General features: G+C 68.2%; 17 protein-coding genes. 9 read left to right on the top strand and 8 right to left on the bottom strand.

The features are described 5' to 3' along the window. Positions 1-51 precede the first annotated feature (51 nt). The 6 genes from M9917_RS12755 to M9917_RS12730 all read right to left on the bottom strand — a co-directional run bounded on the left by M9917_RS12755 (position 52) and on the right by M9917_RS12730 (position 5450). Positions 52-564: a chemotaxis protein CheW gene (locus M9917_RS12755; protein ID WP_297254203.1), complete on the bottom strand. Its 513-nt coding sequence runs from the start codon at positions 562-564 to the stop codon at positions 52-54. Then, entirely contained in the window at positions 561-2831 is a 2271-nt protein-coding gene (locus M9917_RS12750; protein ID WP_297254201.1) for a chemotaxis protein CheA, read from the bottom strand. Before M9917_RS12750 ends, M9917_RS12755 begins: the two co-directional genes overlap by 4 nt. Positions 2832-2841: 10 nt before the next feature. Further along, positions 2842-3201 carry a response regulator gene (locus M9917_RS12745; RefSeq protein ID WP_297254200.1) on the bottom strand — a complete coding sequence of 120 codons (360 nt, stop codon included), beginning with the start codon at positions 3199-3201 and terminating at the stop codon, positions 2842-2844. 5 nt (positions 3202-3206) lie between these two features. Further along, a complete protein-coding gene (locus M9917_RS12740) occupies positions 3207-3488 on the bottom strand; it encodes an STAS domain-containing protein (protein ID WP_297254198.1) in 282 nt (93 codons plus the stop codon). 115 nt (positions 3489-3603) lie between these two features. Further along, complete coding sequence (locus M9917_RS12735) at positions 3604-4071, bottom strand: response regulator (protein ID WP_297254196.1); 468 nt, start codon at positions 4069-4071, stop codon at positions 3604-3606. A gap of 149 nt (positions 4072-4220) precedes the next feature. After that, entirely contained in the window at positions 4221-5450 is a 1230-nt protein-coding gene (locus tag M9917_RS12730; protein WP_297254194.1) for an MFS transporter, read from the bottom strand. 230 nt (positions 5451-5680) lie between these two features. On the opposite strand from M9917_RS12730, the gene M9917_RS12725 reads away from it, so the two are divergent. Continuing rightward, the gene (locus tag M9917_RS12725; RefSeq protein ID WP_297254192.1) at positions 5681-6304 is read left to right on the top strand and encodes an FMN-binding negative transcriptional regulator; all 624 of its coding nucleotides are present in this window, start codon (positions 5681-5683) and stop codon (positions 6302-6304) included. 31 nt (positions 6305-6335) lie between these two features. Continuing rightward, a complete protein-coding gene (locus tag M9917_RS12720) occupies positions 6336-6986 on the top strand; it encodes a LysE family translocator (protein ID WP_297254190.1) in 651 nt (216 codons plus the stop codon). Between the two features lie 9 nt (positions 6987-6995). Here the strand turns inward: M9917_RS12720 and argH (M9917_RS12715) are convergent, their stop codons facing one another. Both argH (M9917_RS12715) and M9917_RS12710 read right to left on the bottom strand, forming a co-directional pair. Further along, the gene (gene argH, locus M9917_RS12715) at positions 6996-8396 is read right to left on the bottom strand and encodes an argininosuccinate lyase (protein WP_297254187.1); all 1401 of its coding nucleotides are present in this window, start codon (positions 8394-8396) and stop codon (positions 6996-6998) included. Between the two features lie 29 nt (positions 8397-8425). Beyond that, a complete protein-coding gene (locus M9917_RS12710; protein WP_297254186.1) occupies positions 8426-9577 on the bottom strand; it encodes an aminotransferase in 1152 nt (383 codons plus the stop codon). A gap of 287 nt (positions 9578-9864) precedes the next feature. Here M9917_RS12710 and M9917_RS12705 point away from each other — a divergent pair, with 287 nt between their 5' ends. From M9917_RS12705 to M9917_RS12675, 7 genes are all read left to right on the top strand, one after another. Next, a complete protein-coding gene (locus M9917_RS12705) occupies positions 9865-11388 on the top strand; it encodes an ABC transporter substrate-binding protein (RefSeq protein WP_297254184.1) in 1524 nt (507 codons plus the stop codon). A 22-nt stretch (positions 11389-11410) separates the two neighbouring features. Further along, entirely contained in the window at positions 11411-12361 is a 951-nt protein-coding gene (locus M9917_RS12700) for an ABC transporter permease (RefSeq protein ID WP_297254182.1), read from the top strand. Positions 12362-12368: 7 nt separating this feature from the next. Further along, positions 12369-13190, top strand: a complete 822-nt coding sequence (locus M9917_RS12695) for an ABC transporter permease (protein ID WP_297254180.1) — start codon at positions 12369-12371, stop codon at positions 13188-13190. 1 nt (position 13191) lies between these two features. After that, positions 13192-15066 carry a dipeptide ABC transporter ATP-binding protein gene (locus M9917_RS12690; protein ID WP_297254179.1) on the top strand — a complete coding sequence of 625 codons (1875 nt, stop codon included), beginning with the start codon at positions 13192-13194 and terminating at the stop codon, positions 15064-15066. A 15-nt stretch (positions 15067-15081) separates the two neighbouring features. Next, positions 15082-16590, top strand: a complete 1509-nt coding sequence (gene argH, locus M9917_RS12685) for an argininosuccinate lyase (protein WP_297254177.1) — start codon at positions 15082-15084, stop codon at positions 16588-16590. Positions 16591-16623: 33 nt separating this feature from the next. Beyond that, complete coding sequence (locus M9917_RS12680; RefSeq protein ID WP_297254175.1) at positions 16624-17970, top strand: MmgE/PrpD family protein; 1347 nt, start codon at positions 16624-16626, stop codon at positions 17968-17970. A 223-nt stretch (positions 17971-18193) separates the two neighbouring features. Then, positions 18194-19135: a LysR family transcriptional regulator gene (locus M9917_RS12675; RefSeq protein ID WP_297254173.1), complete on the top strand. Its 942-nt coding sequence runs from the start codon at positions 18194-18196 to the stop codon at positions 19133-19135. Positions 19136-19354 lie beyond the last annotated feature (219 nt).

Raw genomic sequence — 19354 nt, 5'->3', positions numbered from 1 at the left:
CCGGTTTTCGCCCGCTTCTCGACGCTACGCTCGGGCTGGTCTTTTAGAAGGTCAGGCGGCCCGGCTGGTCCTGGGCTGGGCCTCCGCGCCGCCGTCGCGGATCACCGCCGCGAGGTCGAGCAGCGCGACGATGTCGCTTTCCAGCAGGACGAGGCCCTCGATCAGGCCGCGCTCGTCGCGTTCGAGATCGGGCGCCGGGCGCACGGCGGAGACCGGCACGTCGACGATGTCGGAAACCGAGTCGACCAGCAGGCCCGCCGTCTTGTCCGCGACGTCGACGACGACGATGACATGGGTCGCGGTGGCGTCGGTGGCGCCGAGCCCGATCGCGGTACGCAGGTCGTAGACCGCCAGGATCACGCCGCGCAGGTTGAGCACGCCGCGCACATGCGGGGCTGCGTGCGGCAGCGGCGTCGTCGCCTGCCAGCCCTTGATCTCACGCACCATCCCGACATCGATGCCGAAGGTGCGCTCGCCGACCTTGAAGGTCACGATCCGGCGCGCCGCCGATTCCGGCTGCGGGGACGAGAAATGCTTTTCGCCGAGTTGGAGGGTCATGGTCATCCAGCCATCTTGAGGTCAGATTGGAAGGCCCGGCCGCCGGACGCGGCGAGCCGCAGCATGGAGTCGATATCCAGGATCAGGGCGACGAGGCCGTCGCCGAGGATCGTCGCCGCCGAGGCGCCGTTGACGGTGCCGTAATTCGCCTCGAGGCTCTTCACGACCACCTGCTGCTGGCCGACGATCTCGTCGACCGCGATGCCGATCGTGTTGCCGCGCTCGTTCTCGGCGATGATGATGATGTTCTCGTCGGTCGCACCGGTCGAGCCCATCACCGCACCCAGCCGATAGAGCGGCGTCACCTCGCCGCGCCAGCGCAGCACCTCCTGGCCGAAGGGCAGCCGCTCGATCGGCGTCGCGGCGAGATGCTGGGTCTCGATCACGCTCGCGATCGGGATGACATAGCGGTCGCCGCCGCAGCGGATCACCATGCCTTCGAGCACGGCCAGCGTCAGCGGCAGCGCCAGCGTGAACTTGCAGCCCCGGCCGGGGTCGGAATCGACGCTGATGCGCCCGCCGAGCGATTCGACGTTGCGGCGCACCACGTCCATGCCGACGCCGCGGCCGGAGATGTCGCTGACGGCTTCCGCCGTCGACAGGCCGGCGGCGAAGATGAGCTGGTCGATCTCCTCCGGAGCGAGCCGCTCGTCGGTGCCGACGAGGCCGCGCGAGCGCGCCTTGGCCAAGAGCCGCTCGCGCCCGATGCCGCGCCCGTCATCGGTGACCGAGATGACGATGCGCCCGGCGCGGTGCTCGGCGATCAGCTTGATCGTGCCCTCGGGCGGCTTGCCGGCGGCGACGCGCTCGTCCGGCGTCTCCAGCCCGTGATCCATCGAGTTGCGGATCATGTGGGTCAGCGGGTCGGCGAGCTCCTCGATGATCGTCTTGTCGACCTCGGTGTTCTCGCCCTCGAGCACGAGACGCACCTCCTTGCCGAGCGTCTGGGCGAGCTCGCGCACCAGCCGCGGCATGCGCTGGAACACGGCCTTCACCGGCTGCGCCCGGACCGCCATGACATGGTCCTGCAATTCGCGCGTCTGGCGCGACAGGGTCAGCATGCCCTCGGCGGTCTTGGCATGGACGTCGTAGGGCAGCGAGCGCACGCATTCGACCAGCATCGACTGGGTGATGACGATCTCGCCGACGAGGTTCATCAGCTTGTCGATGCGGTCGAGATCGACGCGCACGCTGACCGCCTGTCGCTTAGCGGTCTCGACGACCGGCGCGCGCGGCGCCGTGCGGCCGGCGGCGGTGTCCATCGTCGCGGCAGGGACAGGGGCAGCCGCCTCCACCGGGGCAGGTCGGATATCGGGCTCGGCCGCCGCTTCCGACACCGGGCCGAGCCTCGCCAGGATCGCGGAGAGATCGGCGGCGACGGCGCTGGAGACCTCGGGCTCGGGGGCCGCCTCGCTCGCCTGCGGCGCCTCGGCCTCGGCCTCCTCGGGGAAGACGATCTCGAATTCCTCGTTCGCCAGGCTGAAGTCGAAGCGGCCGTGCAGCTCCTCGATGGAAAGCTCGGTGCGCAAGCCCACCTCGAAGCGCATCCAGCAATCGCTGACGTCGAGGCTTTCGAGCGGCGGCACCTGGCTCAGATCGCAGCGGATCGAGACGATGTCCTCGGCCGGCAGCGAGCCCAGCACCACCCGCGGCTCGATCACGCGCCGGAACAGGTCGCTTTCCGGCGTGATCCGCAGATGCACGTCGCGGCCGGATGTCGCGGCGGCCGGCTCGTCGTCCCAGCCGTCGTCGGCGGCGGGAGCGGCGGTCTTCGCCTCGACCATGGCGATCAGGTTGCCGAGCGCGGCGATGCCGGGAGGCGCGTCGCCTTCCGCGGCTGGCGCCGCCGGCTCAGGAGCGGGCGCGGGCGTGGGCACGGCAGCGGCTGCCTGCGGCTCCTTGCCGACCTGCTCGAGCGCGGCCAGGAGGTCGGGGCGCTCGCTTGCCGGCTCGTCGTTGCGCGCGGCGGCGACGAGATCGGCGACGGCGTCGGCGCAGCGCAGGAACAGCGTGAACGGCGCATCCTCGATGGCGACGCGGCCGGAGCGCAGATGGTCGAGCGCGGCCTCGAAGACATGCGAGAAGCCGACCAGCCCCGTGCAGCCGAAGGCGCCCGCGCCGCCCTTGATCGAGTGGATGGCGCGGAAGGCGGCATTGACGTCCTCGGGATCGCCGGAGCCTTCGTCGAGGGCCTGGAGCTTCTGCTCCAGCGCGCCGAGGAGTTCCTCGCATTCCTGGAAGAAGGTCTGCTTGAGTTCTGCCAGCGGGTCCACGGCGAAGCCTTCAGTTCTGGTAGCGGGCGACGAGGCCGAGCAGCGTATTGGGTTCGAAGGGCTTGACCATCCAGGCGCTGGCGCCGGCGCGGCGGCCCTCCGCCTTGATCTCGGCGCCGTTCTCGGTGGTCAGCACGATGATCGGCGTGTTCTGGCCCGTGGGGCGCGAGCGGCAGGCGCGGGTGAACTCGATGCCGTCCATGATCGGCATGTTGAGATCGGTGATCACGAGATCGGGGCGGAACTGGTCGAATTTGGTGAGACCGTCCTCGCCGTTCTCGGCCTCGGTCACCTCGTGGCCGGCGCCGCGCAGCGTCAGGCTGAGCAGGCTGAGCAGGGTCTTGGTATCGTCGATCGCCAGGATCTTCATGCCTGTCACTCCAGAACGAGAGCACTGTGGGCGGCATCGAAGCCGATCGACCGCAGGGATTCGCGGCATTCCCTGGAAGCGGCCCTGAGCGTGACCGAAAGCCCCCGCGCGGCGGCGCTCATGGCCGCGGCGTGCAGAAGCTGGATCCAGAGGCTGGGCAGAGGCCCGGCTTCGGCGCATTCGACGGCGATGCTTTCCTGCTGCTCCAGCGCCACCAGAATCTGGTTGCGGAAGGTCGTGGCCTCGGCGCGGCCGAGGAAAGGAGGAAGCGAGACGGTGATGACCATGAAGGGCGACCCAGGGTTGTGGCTGGACCATCGCGTCAAACTGGTAAAGATTTCGCTAAATATGACGCGAACCGGTCGATACTTTCGGCGTTTTCGTGGCGGGCGCCGGCAGCGATCAGAACATGTTGTTGCTGATGGCACGCGGCACCAGCGTGATCTTGCCCGCCGTTTCCCGGTATTTCCGCGGCACGTTGATAATACCCGACAGATGCAACCATAGATTGTTGGGCGAGATCGGCTTGGTGATGATCTCGTGCGCGCCGAGCTTCGCCGCATGGACGACCGAGCGCCGGTCCGGCCGCTCCATCATCACCAGCACCGGCGCCTTGGTGAAGGGCGAGGTCCTGGAGGAGCGGATCGCCGCCAGGCATTTGATGCTGTTGCCGTCCGGCATGTCCCAGTCGAGGATGACGATGTTCGGCTGCTTCTGGATGAAGATCGATGCGGCCGAGGTCAGGTCCGACGCCTCGAGGATGCGGTTGAGCTGCGCCTGGTAGAGCATCGTGCGCACGATCCGGCGGTAATGCGGGCTCGGATCGATGAGCAGCACCGAGAGGTTGGGGAAGGACGGCGCGATATGCATGAGGCGGAACCGGACACTCGCTCACTCGACCCGACTGCGCCGGCTTGAGGCACGGCGGCAGGCCGCGCGGCCCGGCGATCCAACCGTAGCGAAACGCGGTAAATCGCGGGTTAAGAGCCCCTAAAGCATCGGATAGGACGCGCGATGATCTAATGCCCCAGCTTCGCGCCGCGCGTCCCCTCGCTCAGCCGCGGCAGGAACCAGGCGAGCAGGCCCATCAGCGGAATGAAGGAGCAGATCTTGTAGACGGTCTCGATGCCGAGAAGATCGGCGAGCAGGCCCAGCAGCGCGGCGGCGAGCCCGCCGAGCCCGAAGGACAGCCCGTAGAAGAAGCCGCCGACAAGCCCGACCCGGCCCGGCATCAGCTCGATCGCATAGATCAGGATCGCGGCGAAGGCGCTCGACATGATGACGTTGATGATGATCGTCAGCACGCCGGTCCAGAACAGGTCGGCATAGGGGAGGATCAGCGTGAAGGGCAGCGCCCCCAGAATCGAGAACCAGATGATCTTGTTGCGGCCGATCCGGTCGCCGAGCATGCCGCCGCCGAGGGCGCCTGCCGTCGAGGAGGCGAGGAACAGGAACAGCATCACCTGCGAATTCTGCACGGAGACGCCGAACTTGCCTATCAGGTAGAAGGTGTAGAACGAGGTGAAGCTCGCCGTGTAGGCGTTCTTCGAGAACAGCAGGACGATCAGGATCGTGATCGCGAAGGCGACGGAGCGCCTGCCCGGCCGCGTCGGCTGGGCGGCGGCCACGGCGGCCGCGGGCTTGCGCGCCCGCGCCCGGTCGAGCCGCGCATAGCTTGCCGCGGTCCACACCATCAGCATCATCGCGACGAGCGCCGCGACCGAGAACCAGGCGAGGCTGGTTTGCCCGCGCGGCACGATGATGAACGCCGCCAGCAGCGGCCCCAGCGCTCCGCCCGTCTGCCCGCCGACCTGGAAGATGCCCTGCGCCATCCCGTGCTGCCCGCCCGACGCATTGCGCGCCATCCGCGTCGCCTCGGGGTGGAAGATCGAGGAGCCGATGCCGACGCAGGCCGCCGAGAGCAGCAGGAACCCGTAGCTGCCGGCATAGGCGAGGCCGATCAGCCCGCCGAGCGTGAAGCCCATGCCGACCACCATCGAATAGGGCATCGGATGCTTGTCGGTGTAGAGCCCGACCGCCGGCTGCAGCAGCGAGGCCGAGACCTGGAAGGTCAGCGTGATCAGGCCGACCTGGCCGAAATCGAGCCGGTAGCTTTCCTTGATGATCGGATAGATCGCCGGGATCAGCGACTGGATCATGTCGTTGATGAGATGCGTCAGGCTGAGCGCGATCAGCACCGGCATCATGGCGCGTTGCGGCAGGGAGGCGGTCGGCGTGCTGGCGGTCATCTCGGCTTGGTCCCGCAGCATCCCTCCGGCAGGCCGATTCCCGCCGCGGGACACGGCCGAACGCTCTAGACGATCGCCGGCACAGGCACAATTTCATGAGCCGGCGTCACGGCGATGCGTCTGCTGCATGGATAGCCGATGCCGGACGGACGGCGCCCGGTCTCGACGACGACCACCCGATCGGTCCAGATTGCGGATGTCGGGGCTTCAGAACGTCAAGGATTTCGCCCATGTACACCCCACCGGCCTTCCGCGACACGGACAGGGAGGGCCTTCTGGCCACGATCCGGGCGGCGCGACTCGCAACCTTCGTCACCGCCACGCCGCAGGGAGCGCTGGCGACGCCGCTGCCGCTCTTCATCGACGAGAGCGAGGGCGAGCACGGCGTGCTCTACGGGCATCTGGCGAAGGCCAACCCGCAGTGGCGCGCGCCGGTGCTCGGCGACGGGCTTGCGATCTTCATGGGGCCGGACGCCTATGTGACGCCGAGCTGGTATGCGACGAAGCAGGAGACCGGCAAGGTGGTGCCGACCTGGAACTATGTGACGGTGCAGGCCTCCGGCCCGGTCGAGTTCTTCGACGATCCGGACCGGCTCATCGAGGCCGTCACCCGCCTCACCGTCCTGCACGAAGGCGAGCGCACCCTGCCCTGGGCGGTCAGCGACGCACCGGCGGATTTCGTCCAGGCGCAGTTGCGCGGCATCATCGGCCTGCGCATGCCGATCGCGACGCTGGAGGGCAAGCGCAAGCTCAGCCAGAACCGCAGCCCGGCCGACCGCGCAGGCGTGATCGCCGGCCTCGCCGAAAGCGAGCGGCCGGCCGATCGCCATCTGGCGACCCTGATCCCGACCTGACCCCTCCCCTTTCCAGCCCGGACATCCAGTCATGCCCGATCCGACCCGGTTCGCCCTGTTCTTCGCAGCCGCACTTCTCCTCGCCGTCACGCCCGGCCCGGGCATCTTCTACGTCGCCGCCCGCTCGCTCGCGGGCGGGCGCGGCGAGGGGCTGGCCTCGAGCTTCGGCACCGGGCTCGGCGGCCTCGTCCATGTGCTCGCCGGGGCGCTCGGCGTATCCGCGCTGGTGCTCGCCAGCGCCGAGCTCTTCACCGCGCTGAAGCTCGCCGGCGCCGCCTATCTGGTCTGGCTCGGCATCCGCACCATCCTCGTCGCGCGCCGCGACGCGGCCACGGCCATCGTCGCCGGCAGGCCCGTCCCGCCGATGGGGCCCCGGCGCGCCTTTCGCGAGGGCGCCGTCGTCGAGGCGCTCAACCCCAAGACGGCGGCGTTCTTCCTGGCCTTCATCCCGCAATTCGTCGATCCCGCCGCCGGAAGCGTCGCGCTGCAATTCATCGCTCTCGGCACGATCTCCGTGCTGCTCAACACGCTCGCCGACATCGCCGTCGCCTTCGCGGCGAGCCGCATCCGGCAGGGCGCCGCGGCGGCGCGGCCGAACCTGGTGCGCCGCCTGCGCGAGGGCTCCGGCGCCGCGATGGTCGCGCTCGGGGTCGGGCTCGCCTTCGCGAAGCGCCCGGCCTAGGGTCGAGATTCAACGCAGCCAGCGCTGCCTGGCGCGCGCGATCGCCTCGCGCACCGTGTCGGGGGCGGTGCCGCCATAGCTCAGGCGGCTCTTCACCGAATGCTCCGGCGCCAGGACCGCGAACACCGCATCCGTGATGCGCGGATCGACCGAACGCATGCTGGCGAGGTCGAGCGCCTGCAGGGTCGAGCCCTTCGCCTCCGCCAGCGCGACGATGCGGGCTGTGATGTGATGGGCCTCGCGGAAGGGCACGCCGGCCTCGCGCACCAGCCAGTCGGCGAGGTCGGTCGCGGTCGGGAAGCCGCGGTCGAGGAAGGCGCGCATGTTCTGCGGCCGCACGGTGAGGTCGCGGACCATGCCGGCGGTGGCGGCGACACAGAGATCGACCGTCTCCAGCGCGTCGAACATCGGCTCCTTGTCCTCCTGCATGTCCTTCATGAAGGTCATGGGCAGGCCCTTCACCGTCACCAGCAGGGCGGTGAGCGAGCCGACGACGCGGCCGGTCTTGCCGCGCACCAGCTCGGCGGCGTCCGGATTGCGCTTCTGCGGCATGATCGAGGAGCCGGTGGTGAAGGCGTCCGACAGCGAAACGAAGCGGAAGCCGTCGCTGCACCACAGCGTGATCTCCTCGTTAAGGCGTGACAGATTAACGGCGAGCATCGCGCAGCAGAACAGCAATTCGCAGATGTGGTCGCGCGAGCCGACCGAATCCATCGAGTTCTCGGTCGGCCGGGCGAAGCCGAGCGCGGCCGCCGTGAAATGCCGGTCGATCGGGAAGGCGGTGCCCGCCAGCGCGGCGGCGCCGAGCGGCGAGACATTGGTGCGCTCGCGCGCGCCGGCGAGGCGCTCGCGGTCGCGCCCGAACATCTCGACATAGGCCATCAGATGATGGCCGAAGGTCACGGGCTGGGCGACCTGCATATGGGTGAAGCCCGGCATGATCGTCGAGGCATGCTCGCCCGCCCGCGCGATCAGCGCGCCTTGCAGGTCGCGGATCGCGCCGTCGAGCCCGTCGATCGCGTCGCGCATCCACAGGCGGACATCCGTGACGGCCTGGTCGTTTCTGCTGCGCGCCGTGTGCAGGCGCCCCGCCGGCTCGCCGACGATCTCCTTGAGGCGCGCTTCCACGTTCATGTGGATGTCCTCGAGATCGATGCTGAACCGAAGCTCGCCGCGCTCGATCTCGCCGCGGATCTGGTCGAGCCCGGCCTGGATGGCCTCATTATCCGCCTGCGCGATGATGCCCTGGCGGGCGAGCATCGCGGCATGGACCTTGGAGGCGGCGATGTCCTGCCGGTAGAGCCGGTGGTCGAAGCCGATCGAGGGGTTGATCTTCCGCATCACCTCGGCGGGGGCGGCGGTGAAGCGGCCGCCCCACATCGTGTTGGCGCCGGTGGTCTCATCGGACATGGCTTCAGCTTTCTCGATTGCGGCGAAGGTCATGCCGGGGACGATGCGGAGGCTCCGCCGCCGCGCCGTTTCGCCAGGAACGCCGAAACGCGCTCGAGCCCCGCCTTCAGGACCTCCGGGGCGTTGGCATAGCCGATGCGCACATAGCCCTCCATCTCCATGGCCGAGCCGGGCGTGAACATCACCCCGGTCTCCTGCAGGAGCGCGACGCAGAAATCGCGCGAGGACATGTCGAGATCGTATTTCAGCAGCGCGGTCGTGCCCGAGCGCGGCCGCACCCAGGAGATCGACGGCTCGTTCTCGACCCAGGCGCTCAGGATCGCGAGGTTGCCGCGCGTGATCGCCTGGCTGCGCGCGAGGATCTTGTCGGCGTTCTCGAGCGCGAGCGCCGCGAAATGGTCGTCGATCATCCCCACCGAGATCGTGTTGTAGTCGCGATGGTGCATCACGGCCTCGATGACCTCGGCGGGAGCCGCCACCCAGCCGAGCCTCAGGCCCGCCAGCGAGAACGCCTTGGACATTCCCGCCGTGCTGATGCCCTTCTCGTAGAGATCGGCGACCGACGCCGTCAGGCCCGAGCCGGTCTGGTCGGTTCCCCGATAGACCTCGTCGCACAACAGCCATGCTCCGGCATCCCGGGCGATCGCCGCGACCTCACGCAGCATCGCCTCGTCCATCAGGGCGCCCGTCGGATTGTTGGGGTTGTTGATCGCGATCAGCCGCGTGCCCGGCGTGGCGAGCGCGCGAAGCGCGGCGAGGTCCGGCAGGAACCCGTTCTCCTCCCGCAGCCGCAGATGCCTGACCTCGGCGCCGATGCTCTCGGGGATCGAATAATGCTGCTGATAGGTCGGGATGACCGAGACGACCCGGTCGCCCCGCGAGACCAGCGCCTGATGCACGAGCGAATTCGCGCCGATCGTGCCGTGGGTGACGACGATATTGGCGCGGGCCTGACGCCGGTAGAGCGCCGCGACGGCATCGCGCAGCCGATCCGAGCCCTCGATCGCCCCATAGGTCAGCTTGAGAGCCAGGAGCTCCGACAGATCCGTGTCGTTGCGGCCCGCCAGGGCCAGGAGCTCTGCGATCGTCAGGCTCTCCACGCAGGTCTCGGCCAGATTGAACGCGCAGGTGGTTTCGAACTCGTTCATCCAGATTTCGACGGCGAATGGCTTGATGTCCATGATGTCTCCCTGAAAGCGGCGACGATCCGCGCGAACGGCATCGCTATTCCATCCGGGCCCGCGGCCTTGCAAGCACCATCTCGCAGGCCGGGCATGCGCATGCCGGGCTTTCTTTGACGCGAGGCGAACTGAAGTTCGCCGATGGGGATATTGTCGGCTTTTGGGGGTGGTTATAAGGTTTAAGATCAGGGCTCGGTTTCGTGGCCGAATGGCCGCGAAGGAAGCGTTTGCGAACGCCGCGCCATCTCCACCCGTGCCGAGGATGAAGAGCTCAGGGAGGGATATCGATGAAATTCTCCAGGACATTCGCGCTTGCCGCGGCCTTTGCCGTGGGCGCCGCCCTTTCCGCTCCCGGCTGGGCGCAGGCCCCCAAGAAGGCGAGTGTCCTGCGCTATGCGGTGCCGCTGGCAAACCCCGGCCTCGACCCCGCCCGCATCGGCACGCTCGACGGCTACATGCTGACGGCGATGCTGTTCTCGAACCTCGTCCACATCAACCCGGAACTCAAGATCGAGCCGCAGCTCGCCACCTCGTGGGAAACCTCCCCGGACGGCCTGAGCTGGACCTTCCATCTCAGCCCCAACGTGAAGTTCCACGACGGGCGCGCGCTCGTCGCCGAGGATGTCGCGTTCAGCATCAAGCGGATCATCGATCCCAAGACCGCCAGCCGCGGCGCCGCGTCGTTCACCATGATCAAGGACGTCGTCGCGGTCGACGACAAGACGGTCCGCTTCGATCTCAACGCGCCTTACGCGGACCTTCCCTTCGCCCTCGGCGGCCCCTTCGGGCGTGTCATCGACAAGGCCAATCTCGAGCAGATCTCGACGGCGCCCAACGGCACCGGCCCCTTCGTCCTGAAGGAATACGTGCCCGGCTCGCGCGCCGTCTTCGCGCGCAACCCCAACTATTTCGAGGCCGGGCTGCCCCTTCTCGATCAGGTCCAGCAGATCGTCATGAGCGAGCCCGCCTCCCAGATCACCGCGCTGACGCGCGGCGAGATCCAGATCCTCGACAATGCCCCGAAGGATCTTCTCGGCCTCGTCTCCGGCAACAAGGACATCAAGGTCCTCACCACGGCCTCGCCCGCCTTCCAGCCCTTCGTGACCTTCGTCAAGCATCGGCCCTTCGACGACGTGCGCGTGCGGCAGGCGCTGAAGCTCGCCCTCGACCGCGATGCGCTGCTCGCCGCGGCGACCGCCGGCTACGGCGTCGTCGGCAACGACTCGCCCGTCGTTCCCGGCGGAGTCTGGGCGAACGCCGACCTGCCCCAGCGCAAGCGCGACGTGGCGCAGGCCAGGAAGCTTCTCGCCGAGGCGGGCTTCAAGGACGGGCTCGACCTCACCCTCGTCACCACCAGCGGGCGCCCCGGCCTCGAGCCGGCCGCGGTCGTGGCGCAGCAGAACCTCAAGGACGCCGGCTTCCGCGTGAAGATCGAATCCACCGAGATGGCGGCGCAGACGGCCATGCTGCGGGCGGGCGGAAAGCCTTTCACCATCGCCAACATCAACTGGGCCGGCCGCGGCACGATCGACGAGAGCCTGACGCCGTTCTACGGCACCAACAACATCTGGAACTTCTCGGGCTATTCCAACCCGCGCGTGGACGAGCTCCTGCTCGCCGGCCGCTCCGCGACCGATCAGAAGCAGCGCAAGGCCGCCTATGACGAGATCCAGAAGATCCTGTGGGAAGAGGGACCGGAAGTGGTGCCCTATTTCGTGCAGAACGTTTCGGCCGTCCGGGCCGAGGTGCAGGACTACGTCGTGCATCCGCTGGGCTATGTCGATCTGCGCCGGGTCTCCCTGAAGAACTAGGCAACCCCTCCCCGCCCCGGCCATGTTCAGGTATGTTCTGCTAAGGCTCGTGCTGCTGGCCTTCACGCTGTTCGGGGCCTCGCTCCTCGTCTTCGCGATCATGCAGCTTCTGCCCGACGACGCCGCGGACGTGATGCTGGGCATGTGGTCGGACCGGTCCGGCACCGCGATCGAGCAGCTTCGCGCGCTGACCGGCCTCGACCGCCCGTGGTGGGAGCAATACCTGAGCTGGCTGGGAGGGATGCTGAAAGGGGATTTCGGCCGCTCGATCAGCTTCGGCGCCCCGATCGGCCCGATCCTCTTCGACAGGCTCGGCAATTCCATGGTGCTGGCCGCGCCGGCGATGGCGATCGCTGTGTTCCTGAGCCTGTCGCTCGCCATGGTCTCGGCGATCCGGGCGGGCAGCGCGGTCGATCATGCGATTTCGATCGTCGTTCTGGTCATCGTCTCGATGCCGGCTTTCGTGATCGGATCGGGGCTGATCCTGGTCTTCGCGGGCTGGCTGCAATGGTTCCCGTCGAACACCGCGACCGAGGACCGCACCGGCCTTCTCGCCCTGATGGTCGTGCTGGCCCTGCCGGTGATGACGCTGGCGCTTGAATCGCTCGGCCACATCACCCGCACCGCCCGCAGCAGCCTGATCGAGACCATGCGGATGGGCTTCGTCAGCGCCGCCGAGCTCAAGGGATTGTCGCGCCTGCGCGTGCTGTTGCGCCATGTGCTGCCCAACGCCCTTCTGCCGACCATCACCGTGATCGCGATCAATATCGGCTGGATGCTGGGCGGCGTGGTCGTGGTCGAGCAGATCTTCGGCTATCCCGGCATCGGCACGCTCGTGCTCTATGCCATCGAGCAGCGCGACCTGCCCTTGATCCAGAGCGCGATGTTCTTCATTTCGGCCGGCTACTGCATCGCCAATCTGCTGGCGGACTTCAGCTACATGGCGCTCGATCCGCGCGTCCGCGCGAAGTGAGGGCGGCATGCGGGCGCAAACCTCTCCCTATCGCAATTTTCCCTTCATCCTCGGCGCGAGCCTGCTCGCGGCCTTCGTGATCTTCGCCGTCCTCGGTCCGCTCATCGCGCCCTACACGGCCGAACAGTTCACCCCGTTCAAGCTCGCCAAGCCATCCTGGGCGCATTGGTTCGGAACCGACCGGTATGGCCGCGACGTTCTCAGCCGCGTGATCATCGGCACGCGCGTCACCGTGGTGATGGCGACGCTGAGCACCATCCTGGGCGTGTTCGGCGGCATCGCGCTCGGCATGCTCGCCGGCTACAAGGGCGGCTGGCTCGACGAGGCGATCATGCGCGGCTGCGACGTGGTGATGTCGTTTCCGTCGCTGCTGCTGGCGCTGCTCGTGGTGTCGGTGCTGGGGCCGAACGAGGTCAACGCCGTCATCTCCATCGGCGTCGTCTTCATGCCGCGCGTGGCGCGGGTCGTGCGTTCCGCCGTCCTGCCGGTTCGCTCCGCCCCCTATATCGAGGCAGCCGAGCTGCGCGCCGAGCGGACGGATTATATCCTGTTCCGCGAGCTCTTCCCCAACGTCCTGCCGGTGATCATCGTCGAGAGCTGCATCCGCTTCAGCTTCGCGGCGATGCTGACGGTCTCGCTCAGCTTCCTGGGTCTCGGCGCCCAGCCGCCGTCCTCGGACTGGGGGCTGATGATCAGCGCCGAGCGCGGCTTCATGCTGCTCGCGCCCTGGGTCGTCGCTGCGCCGGCCGCCTTCCTGTCGCTGTTCATCATCAGCATCAATCTTCTCGGGGATTCGCTGCGCGTCATCCTCGCGGTGCGAGAGATCTGAGATGGCACGCACGCAAGACCCCGCACCGGTCAATGTGCTCGAGGTCGAGGACCTCGCGATCGCCTACCGCACGGCCGGCGGGCTGGTGGAGGCGGTGCGCGGCGTCAGCTTCGACGTGCGCCAGGGCGAGATCTTCGCCCTGGTCGGCGAAAGCGGCTCGGGCAAGAGCACGACGGCGCATGCGGTCCTCGGCCATTTCGGCTCGAACGGCCTGCTCCGCGGCGGGCATATCCGCTATCGCGGGCGCGATATCGCGCATCTGCCCGCCGCCGAGCTGCGCAGCCTGCGCGGCGCGCGGATCGCCATCGTCCACCAGGACCCGGGCAAGGCGCTGAACCCGATCATGCGCGTCGGCGACCAGATCGCCGAGGTCATCGCCGCCCATCGCAAGCTCAGCCGCGGCGAGGCGATGCGCGGCGCCGTCGAGATGCTCGCGGCCGTCAACATGCCCGACCCGGAAGGCGCCAGCCGGCGCTATCCGCACGAGTTCTCGGGCGGGCAGCGCCAGCGCATCCTGATCGCCATCGCCTTCGCCTGCGATCCCGACCTGCTCATCCTCGACGAACCGACCTCCGGCCTCGACGTCACCAACGAGGCGGCGGTCCTGGAGCTTCTCGGCCAGATCATCGCCCGGCGCGGCGCAGCGGCCCTGTTCATCACCCATAATCTCGGGCTGGTGGCGCGCTTCGCCGACCGCGTGGCGGTGATGTCCCAGGGCGAGATCGTCGAGCAGGGCGACGTCGAGGCGATCTTCTATCATCCGCGGCACGACTATACGCGCCGGCTTCTCGCCGCCAACCCGGTGATGTCGGCCCGGATTCCCGCCCGCCCGCCGAGCGGCGAGGAGATCCTCTCGGTGACGGGGCTGCGCTACGAATACAAGATCCGCGGCGGCTTCCTGAACCTGCGCCCGCTGAGCTTCACGGCGGTCGAGGATGCCGCCTTCACGCTTGCCCGCGGCGAGACGCTTGCCCTGGTGGGCGAGAGCGGCGCGGGCAAGACGACGATCGGGCGCATGGTGGCGGGGCTCGCCGCGCGCCGCTCCGGCGAGATCCGTTATCGCGGCCGCGTTCTCGGGGCCGACGTCAAGCGCCGCTCGCGTTCCGACCTGCGCATAATCCAGATGATCTTCCAGAATCCGGACGTCACCCTGAACCCGGCCAAGACCATCGGCTACGCCGTCGGGCGCCCGCTGCGCCAGTTCCGCCCGCAGATGAGCGCAAGAGAGATCGAGGCGGAAGTGGCGAGCCTGCTCAGGGCGGTCTCGCTGCCGGAGGATTTCGCCGCCCGCCATCCCAACCAGCTCTCGGGCGGGCAGAAGCAGCGCGTCGCGATTGCCCGGGCCTTCGCCGCCGCTCCCGATCTGATCGTCTGCGACGAGCCATTGTCGGCGCTCGACGTCTCGGTACAGGCCTCGATCCTCAAGCTCCTGCGCAAGCTCCAGGACGAAAGGGGCATCGCCTATCTGTTCATCTCGCACGATCTCGCCGTCGTTCGCGAGATCGCGGACCGGGTGATCGTGCTCTATCGCGGCGCGATCTGCGAGACCGGCACGGTCGGCGCGATCTTCGAGCCGCCCTACCACCCCTATACCGAAGCGCTGCTGGCGACGATCCCGATCGCCGATCCGCATGTGCGCCAGCGCAAGGTGGAGCTGCGCGACGGATTGCCCGGGCCTGCGGGCGTCGGCTGCCCCTTCGCCGCCCGCTGCCACCGCAGGATCGGCCCGGTCTGCGACGACGAGACCCCGCCCGTTCGCGATTTCGGCGAGCGCCACCGCATCGCCTGCCACCTGCCGCCGGACGATCTTCGCGCCATGCCGCCGGTGCTGGCGTTCGACGGCGCAGCCCCCCCGACCCGCCCCGCGATCAGCTAGGAAACGAGGACAGCCGTGCAGAAAGAAGATGACGTCTTCCTGGAGACCGCCCGTCTCGGAAAGCGCAACAGCGTGCTGATCGAATACGACGAGAAGCCGCAGATGCCGCGGATGCGCCGCCGCTACAAGGACTTCCTGCTGGTCGACATCGCCCATGCGGTGATGATGCACGAGCAGGGCATCGTGCCGAAGGACGACGCGGGCAAGCTGATCGGCGCGCTGGTCAGCCTCTACGACATGGGCCGCGACGCCTTTCCCTGGGCGGAGGAATCCGGCTCCTTCCTGGTGCAGGTCGAGCATGCGCTCGGCAAGCTCGCCGGAAAGGACATCGCCGGCCATCTCCAGACCGCCCGCAGCCGCAACGACCAGTCGGCGGCGGCCGAGCGGCTTTACCTGCGCAACAACCTCCTGTCGCTGGAGACGCAAGCCGTCGCGCTGCTGCGCGGCATCGTCGACAAGGCCGAGCGGCATGTCGAGACGATCATGCCCGGCTACACCCATTTCCAGCACGCCCAGCCCTGGACCTTCGGCCATTACCTGATGCGCCAGGCCTCGGTCGTCGAGCGGGCGATGCAGCGGCTGCGCGACACCTATGGCCGCACCGATCTGAGCTCGCTGGGCGCCGCCGCCAATGCCGGCACCTCCTGGCCGGTGGACCGGCGGCGCACCGCAGCCCTCCTCGGGCATCGCGACATCGTCTTCAACTCCATCGACGCCTGCGGCTTCGCCCGCGAGTTCATCGAGGAGAACGCCGCCGCCATCGCGCTGCTGATGGGCAATCTCGGCCGCTTCGCCACCGATCTCTATATCTGGAGCAGCTGGGAATTCGGCTTCGTCGAGGTCCATGACAGCCTCGCGGGCACGAGCTCGATCATGCCGCAGAAGAAGAACCCGCACTGCCTCGAACGCGTCAAGGGCGTGGCCGGGCAATCCATCGGCTGGCTGCCGACGATCATGGGCAACATGCGCGGCACGCTCTCGACCGATCTCGACAATGCCTATGGCGACGACCAGATCGGCCTCTACATGGAATCGACCTTCGGCTGCCTGCGGCTGATGGACGAGGCCGTGCGCACGCTGACCGTCCATGACCAGCGCATGGCCGCGACGGCCGGCATCTTCTGGAGCACCACGAGCCATCTCTGCGACGAGCTGGTGCGCGGCTACGGCATCAATTTCCGCCAGTCGCATCAGGTCGTGGCGAGCTTCGTGCGCGCCTCCCTCGCGGCGGGGCTGAACCCCTCGCAGGTCCGCGGCGCCGATCTCGCGCGCGCCGCGCAGGAGGAGATCGGCATGGAGATCAGCCTGTCGGACGCCGATCTGCGCAGCATGCTCGACGCGCGCACCTTCATCGACACCCGCACCTCCGAGGGCAGCCCGCGCCCGTCCGAGACCCGGCGCCACATCGCGCTCGTCCGGGCGCAGATCGCCGAGCATCAGGCCTGGGTGGACGCCACGACCGCACATAACGAGGCTGCGGTCGCCGATATGCTGGCGACCGCCCGGCGCTATGCCGGCATCTGATCTTTCCGGCGCGCCCGGCTGAAGGACAACACCATGACCCTTTCCCAGACGCTCGCGGCAACCTACGCGAAGCTCACCGCCGATGCCCTGCCCGCAGAGACCGTCCATGCCGTGCGGCGCCATCTGCTGGACACGCTCGGCGCGGCGCTGGCCGGCGCGCGGCAGCCGGAGACCAACATCGCCGCCGCCGCCGCGAAAGCCATTCTCGGCGGCGCCGGGCAAGCGCGCCTGTGGGGCCGTGGCGAGCGGCTTTCGGTCGGCGGGGCGGCGCTGGCCAACGGGGTCGCGGCGCATGCGCTCGAGCTCGACGACGCCAGCGGCTGCGACCATTCCGGCGCCGTCGTCGTACCGGCGGTCCTCGCCGCCCTCGAGGCGCTGCCCGAGCGCGTCGACGACGGGGACCTGATCGCCGCGATCTGCGCGGGCTACGATCTCGGGCGGCGCATGCTCGAGGCGGCCGGCGGCTATGACGCCCACAACGGCGCGGGCTGGCATTCCACCGGCACCTGCGGGGCGTTCGGCGCCACCGCCGCCGTCGCGCGGTTGCGCGGCCTCGACGAGGCGACCATGGCGCAGGCGTTCGGCATCGCCGGGTCGATGTCGGCCGGCAACTGGTCCTTCCTCATGGACGGCGCCATGACGAAGCGCCTGCATTGCGGCTTGCCCGCTCTCGCCGGGAACCTGGCCGTGGAGCTGGCGCTGCAGGGCTTCACCGGCCCGGCGAAGGTCTTCGAGGCCGATTGGGGCGGATTTTTCCGCACCTATGCGCCGGCAACGGCGCAACCGGAGATGCTGCTGCGCGAACTGGGCAAGGACTGGCGCATCCACAACTCCTCGATCAAGCCGTTCGCCTCCTGCCGCGGAACGCATTCGGCCATCGAGATCATGCTGGCGCTCGCTCCCGAGGTCGGCGCGGACGCGATCGCCGAGGTCGAGGTCGGCACCAATGCGGTCGTCGCGCGGATGTGCGGCAACCAGGACATCCGCAATCTCGTCGATGCCCAGATGAGCATTCCCTACTCGGTCGCCGTCGCCTGGCGGCGCGGCGCGGCGGACCTCGCGGCTTTCGACGAGGATGTCCGCGCGGCGGCGGATGTGCGCGACGCCGTCGGCCGCATCCGCGTCGTCCACGACGAGGCCGTGAAGACGGGGATCGCCGCGCGGCTGCGCGCCGTGCTGGCCGATGGCCGGGTCGTCGAGCGGCGCATCGACGTTCCGCTGGGCTCACCTGGAAACCTGCTGCCCGATGCCGGGATCGAGCGCAAATACCGCGACCTCGTCAGGCCGGTCCTGGGCGAGGCGCGGACGGAAGAGCTGGCGCAGCGGATCTGGAAGCTCAGCCCCGGCGGCGATGCCAGGGACATCGTCGCATTCCTCTGAAGACACGGCCCGAAACGGGCCGACCCGGACTGCCGGCGTCGCGCGGCAGTCCGGGCATTTGCGCAGTATCGCCCTTTGCGTTAATCGAGACCCGAAGTCTGCGAGGGCTCGAGGCCCGATCAGCCTTAAAGGATCAAGTCCGGATTTCGCCGAAGGCGTTCGTGGCCACGCACATCATCCCATGGCGACATTCGTAGCGGTGCGGCCCGCGCGGGAACACGTCATGACGCAGCCCGGCAAGGGCGTCCCTGTGCCCAATCTTCAGGATGTCGACCTGCGATTGCTGCGGGTTTTCGTCAGCGTGGCGACGAATGGCAGCTTCACCGCGGCACAAACCGAACTCAACATCGGCGTCTCGACGATAAGCGGCTATATCTCGAAGCTGGAGGCGCGGCTTAACGTGCATCTGTGCCAGCGGGGCCGCAGCGGCTTTCGCCTGACCGAAGCCGGGACGCGCCTGCTCGATGCCTCGCGGATCCTGTTCGACGATCTCGACCGGTTCCGCGCGCGGGTGGGCGAGGCGCGCCAGGAACTGACCGGCCGCTTCGTCATCGGCATGGTCGATGCCGTGTCCGACCTCGCCGGCAACATCGTCCCGGAATGCCTGCGGGCCTTCACCGACAAGGCGCCCTTGCTTCATCTCGACCTCAAGCTCGGCTCACCCCGGGCCCTGGTCAGCGAGCTCATCGCCGAGGACATCGACGCGGCGATCCTGCCGGTGTTCCGCAAGCCGGCGGCCATCGACCTGATCTCGCTCGACCGCCGCGACCCGCAATCGCTCTATTGCGGCCTCGGGCATCCGTTCTTCCACCGGGCCGACCAGGATATCGAGACCGGCGAGATCCGCTCCGTTCCCTTCGTGCACCGGGCGCATATGGAGGGCTGGAGCCGCTACTCCGCCCAGGGCTTCAATGCGATGGCGACGACCGTCGATGTCGAATGCCAGCTCATTCTGGTGCTGACCGGAAAATACATCAGCTACCTGCCCGAGCGCTACGCGGCGGACTGGTGCCGGCGCGGCCTCCTGCGCAAGATCGGGGACCCGCATCTCCAGTACGAGTCGAATGTCTGCCTGGCGGTTCGCTCGGGCGACAACCGCGCGACGATCCGCACCCTCGTCGCCGCCGCCCATGCCGTCATCGCCGCGCGCGGCCCCCGCGACTGACGCAAAATCGCCGAGACCTTCCGAAAGCCACCGCAAGCTCCATTCCTCGGGGTTTTGCGAAGTGAAGTTCGGCGCATGGGAATTTTACTCCGGCGTCCGTGAGGTCGAATAGAGGGGGAGGACGTCGAGCCTTTCCAGCCTAGAGCATCGGATGCGGAAAGTGGAATCCACTTTTCGGAAAATCCGGTGCTCCAACAATGAGATAGATCATCGTTACCG

Source organism: Bosea sp. (in: a-proteobacteria) (assembly GCF_023953965.1).
In the GTDB taxonomy this organism is placed as follows: Bacteria; Pseudomonadota; Alphaproteobacteria; order Rhizobiales; family Beijerinckiaceae; genus Allobosea.
This window is presented reverse-complemented; position numbering and strand designations above follow the sequence as displayed.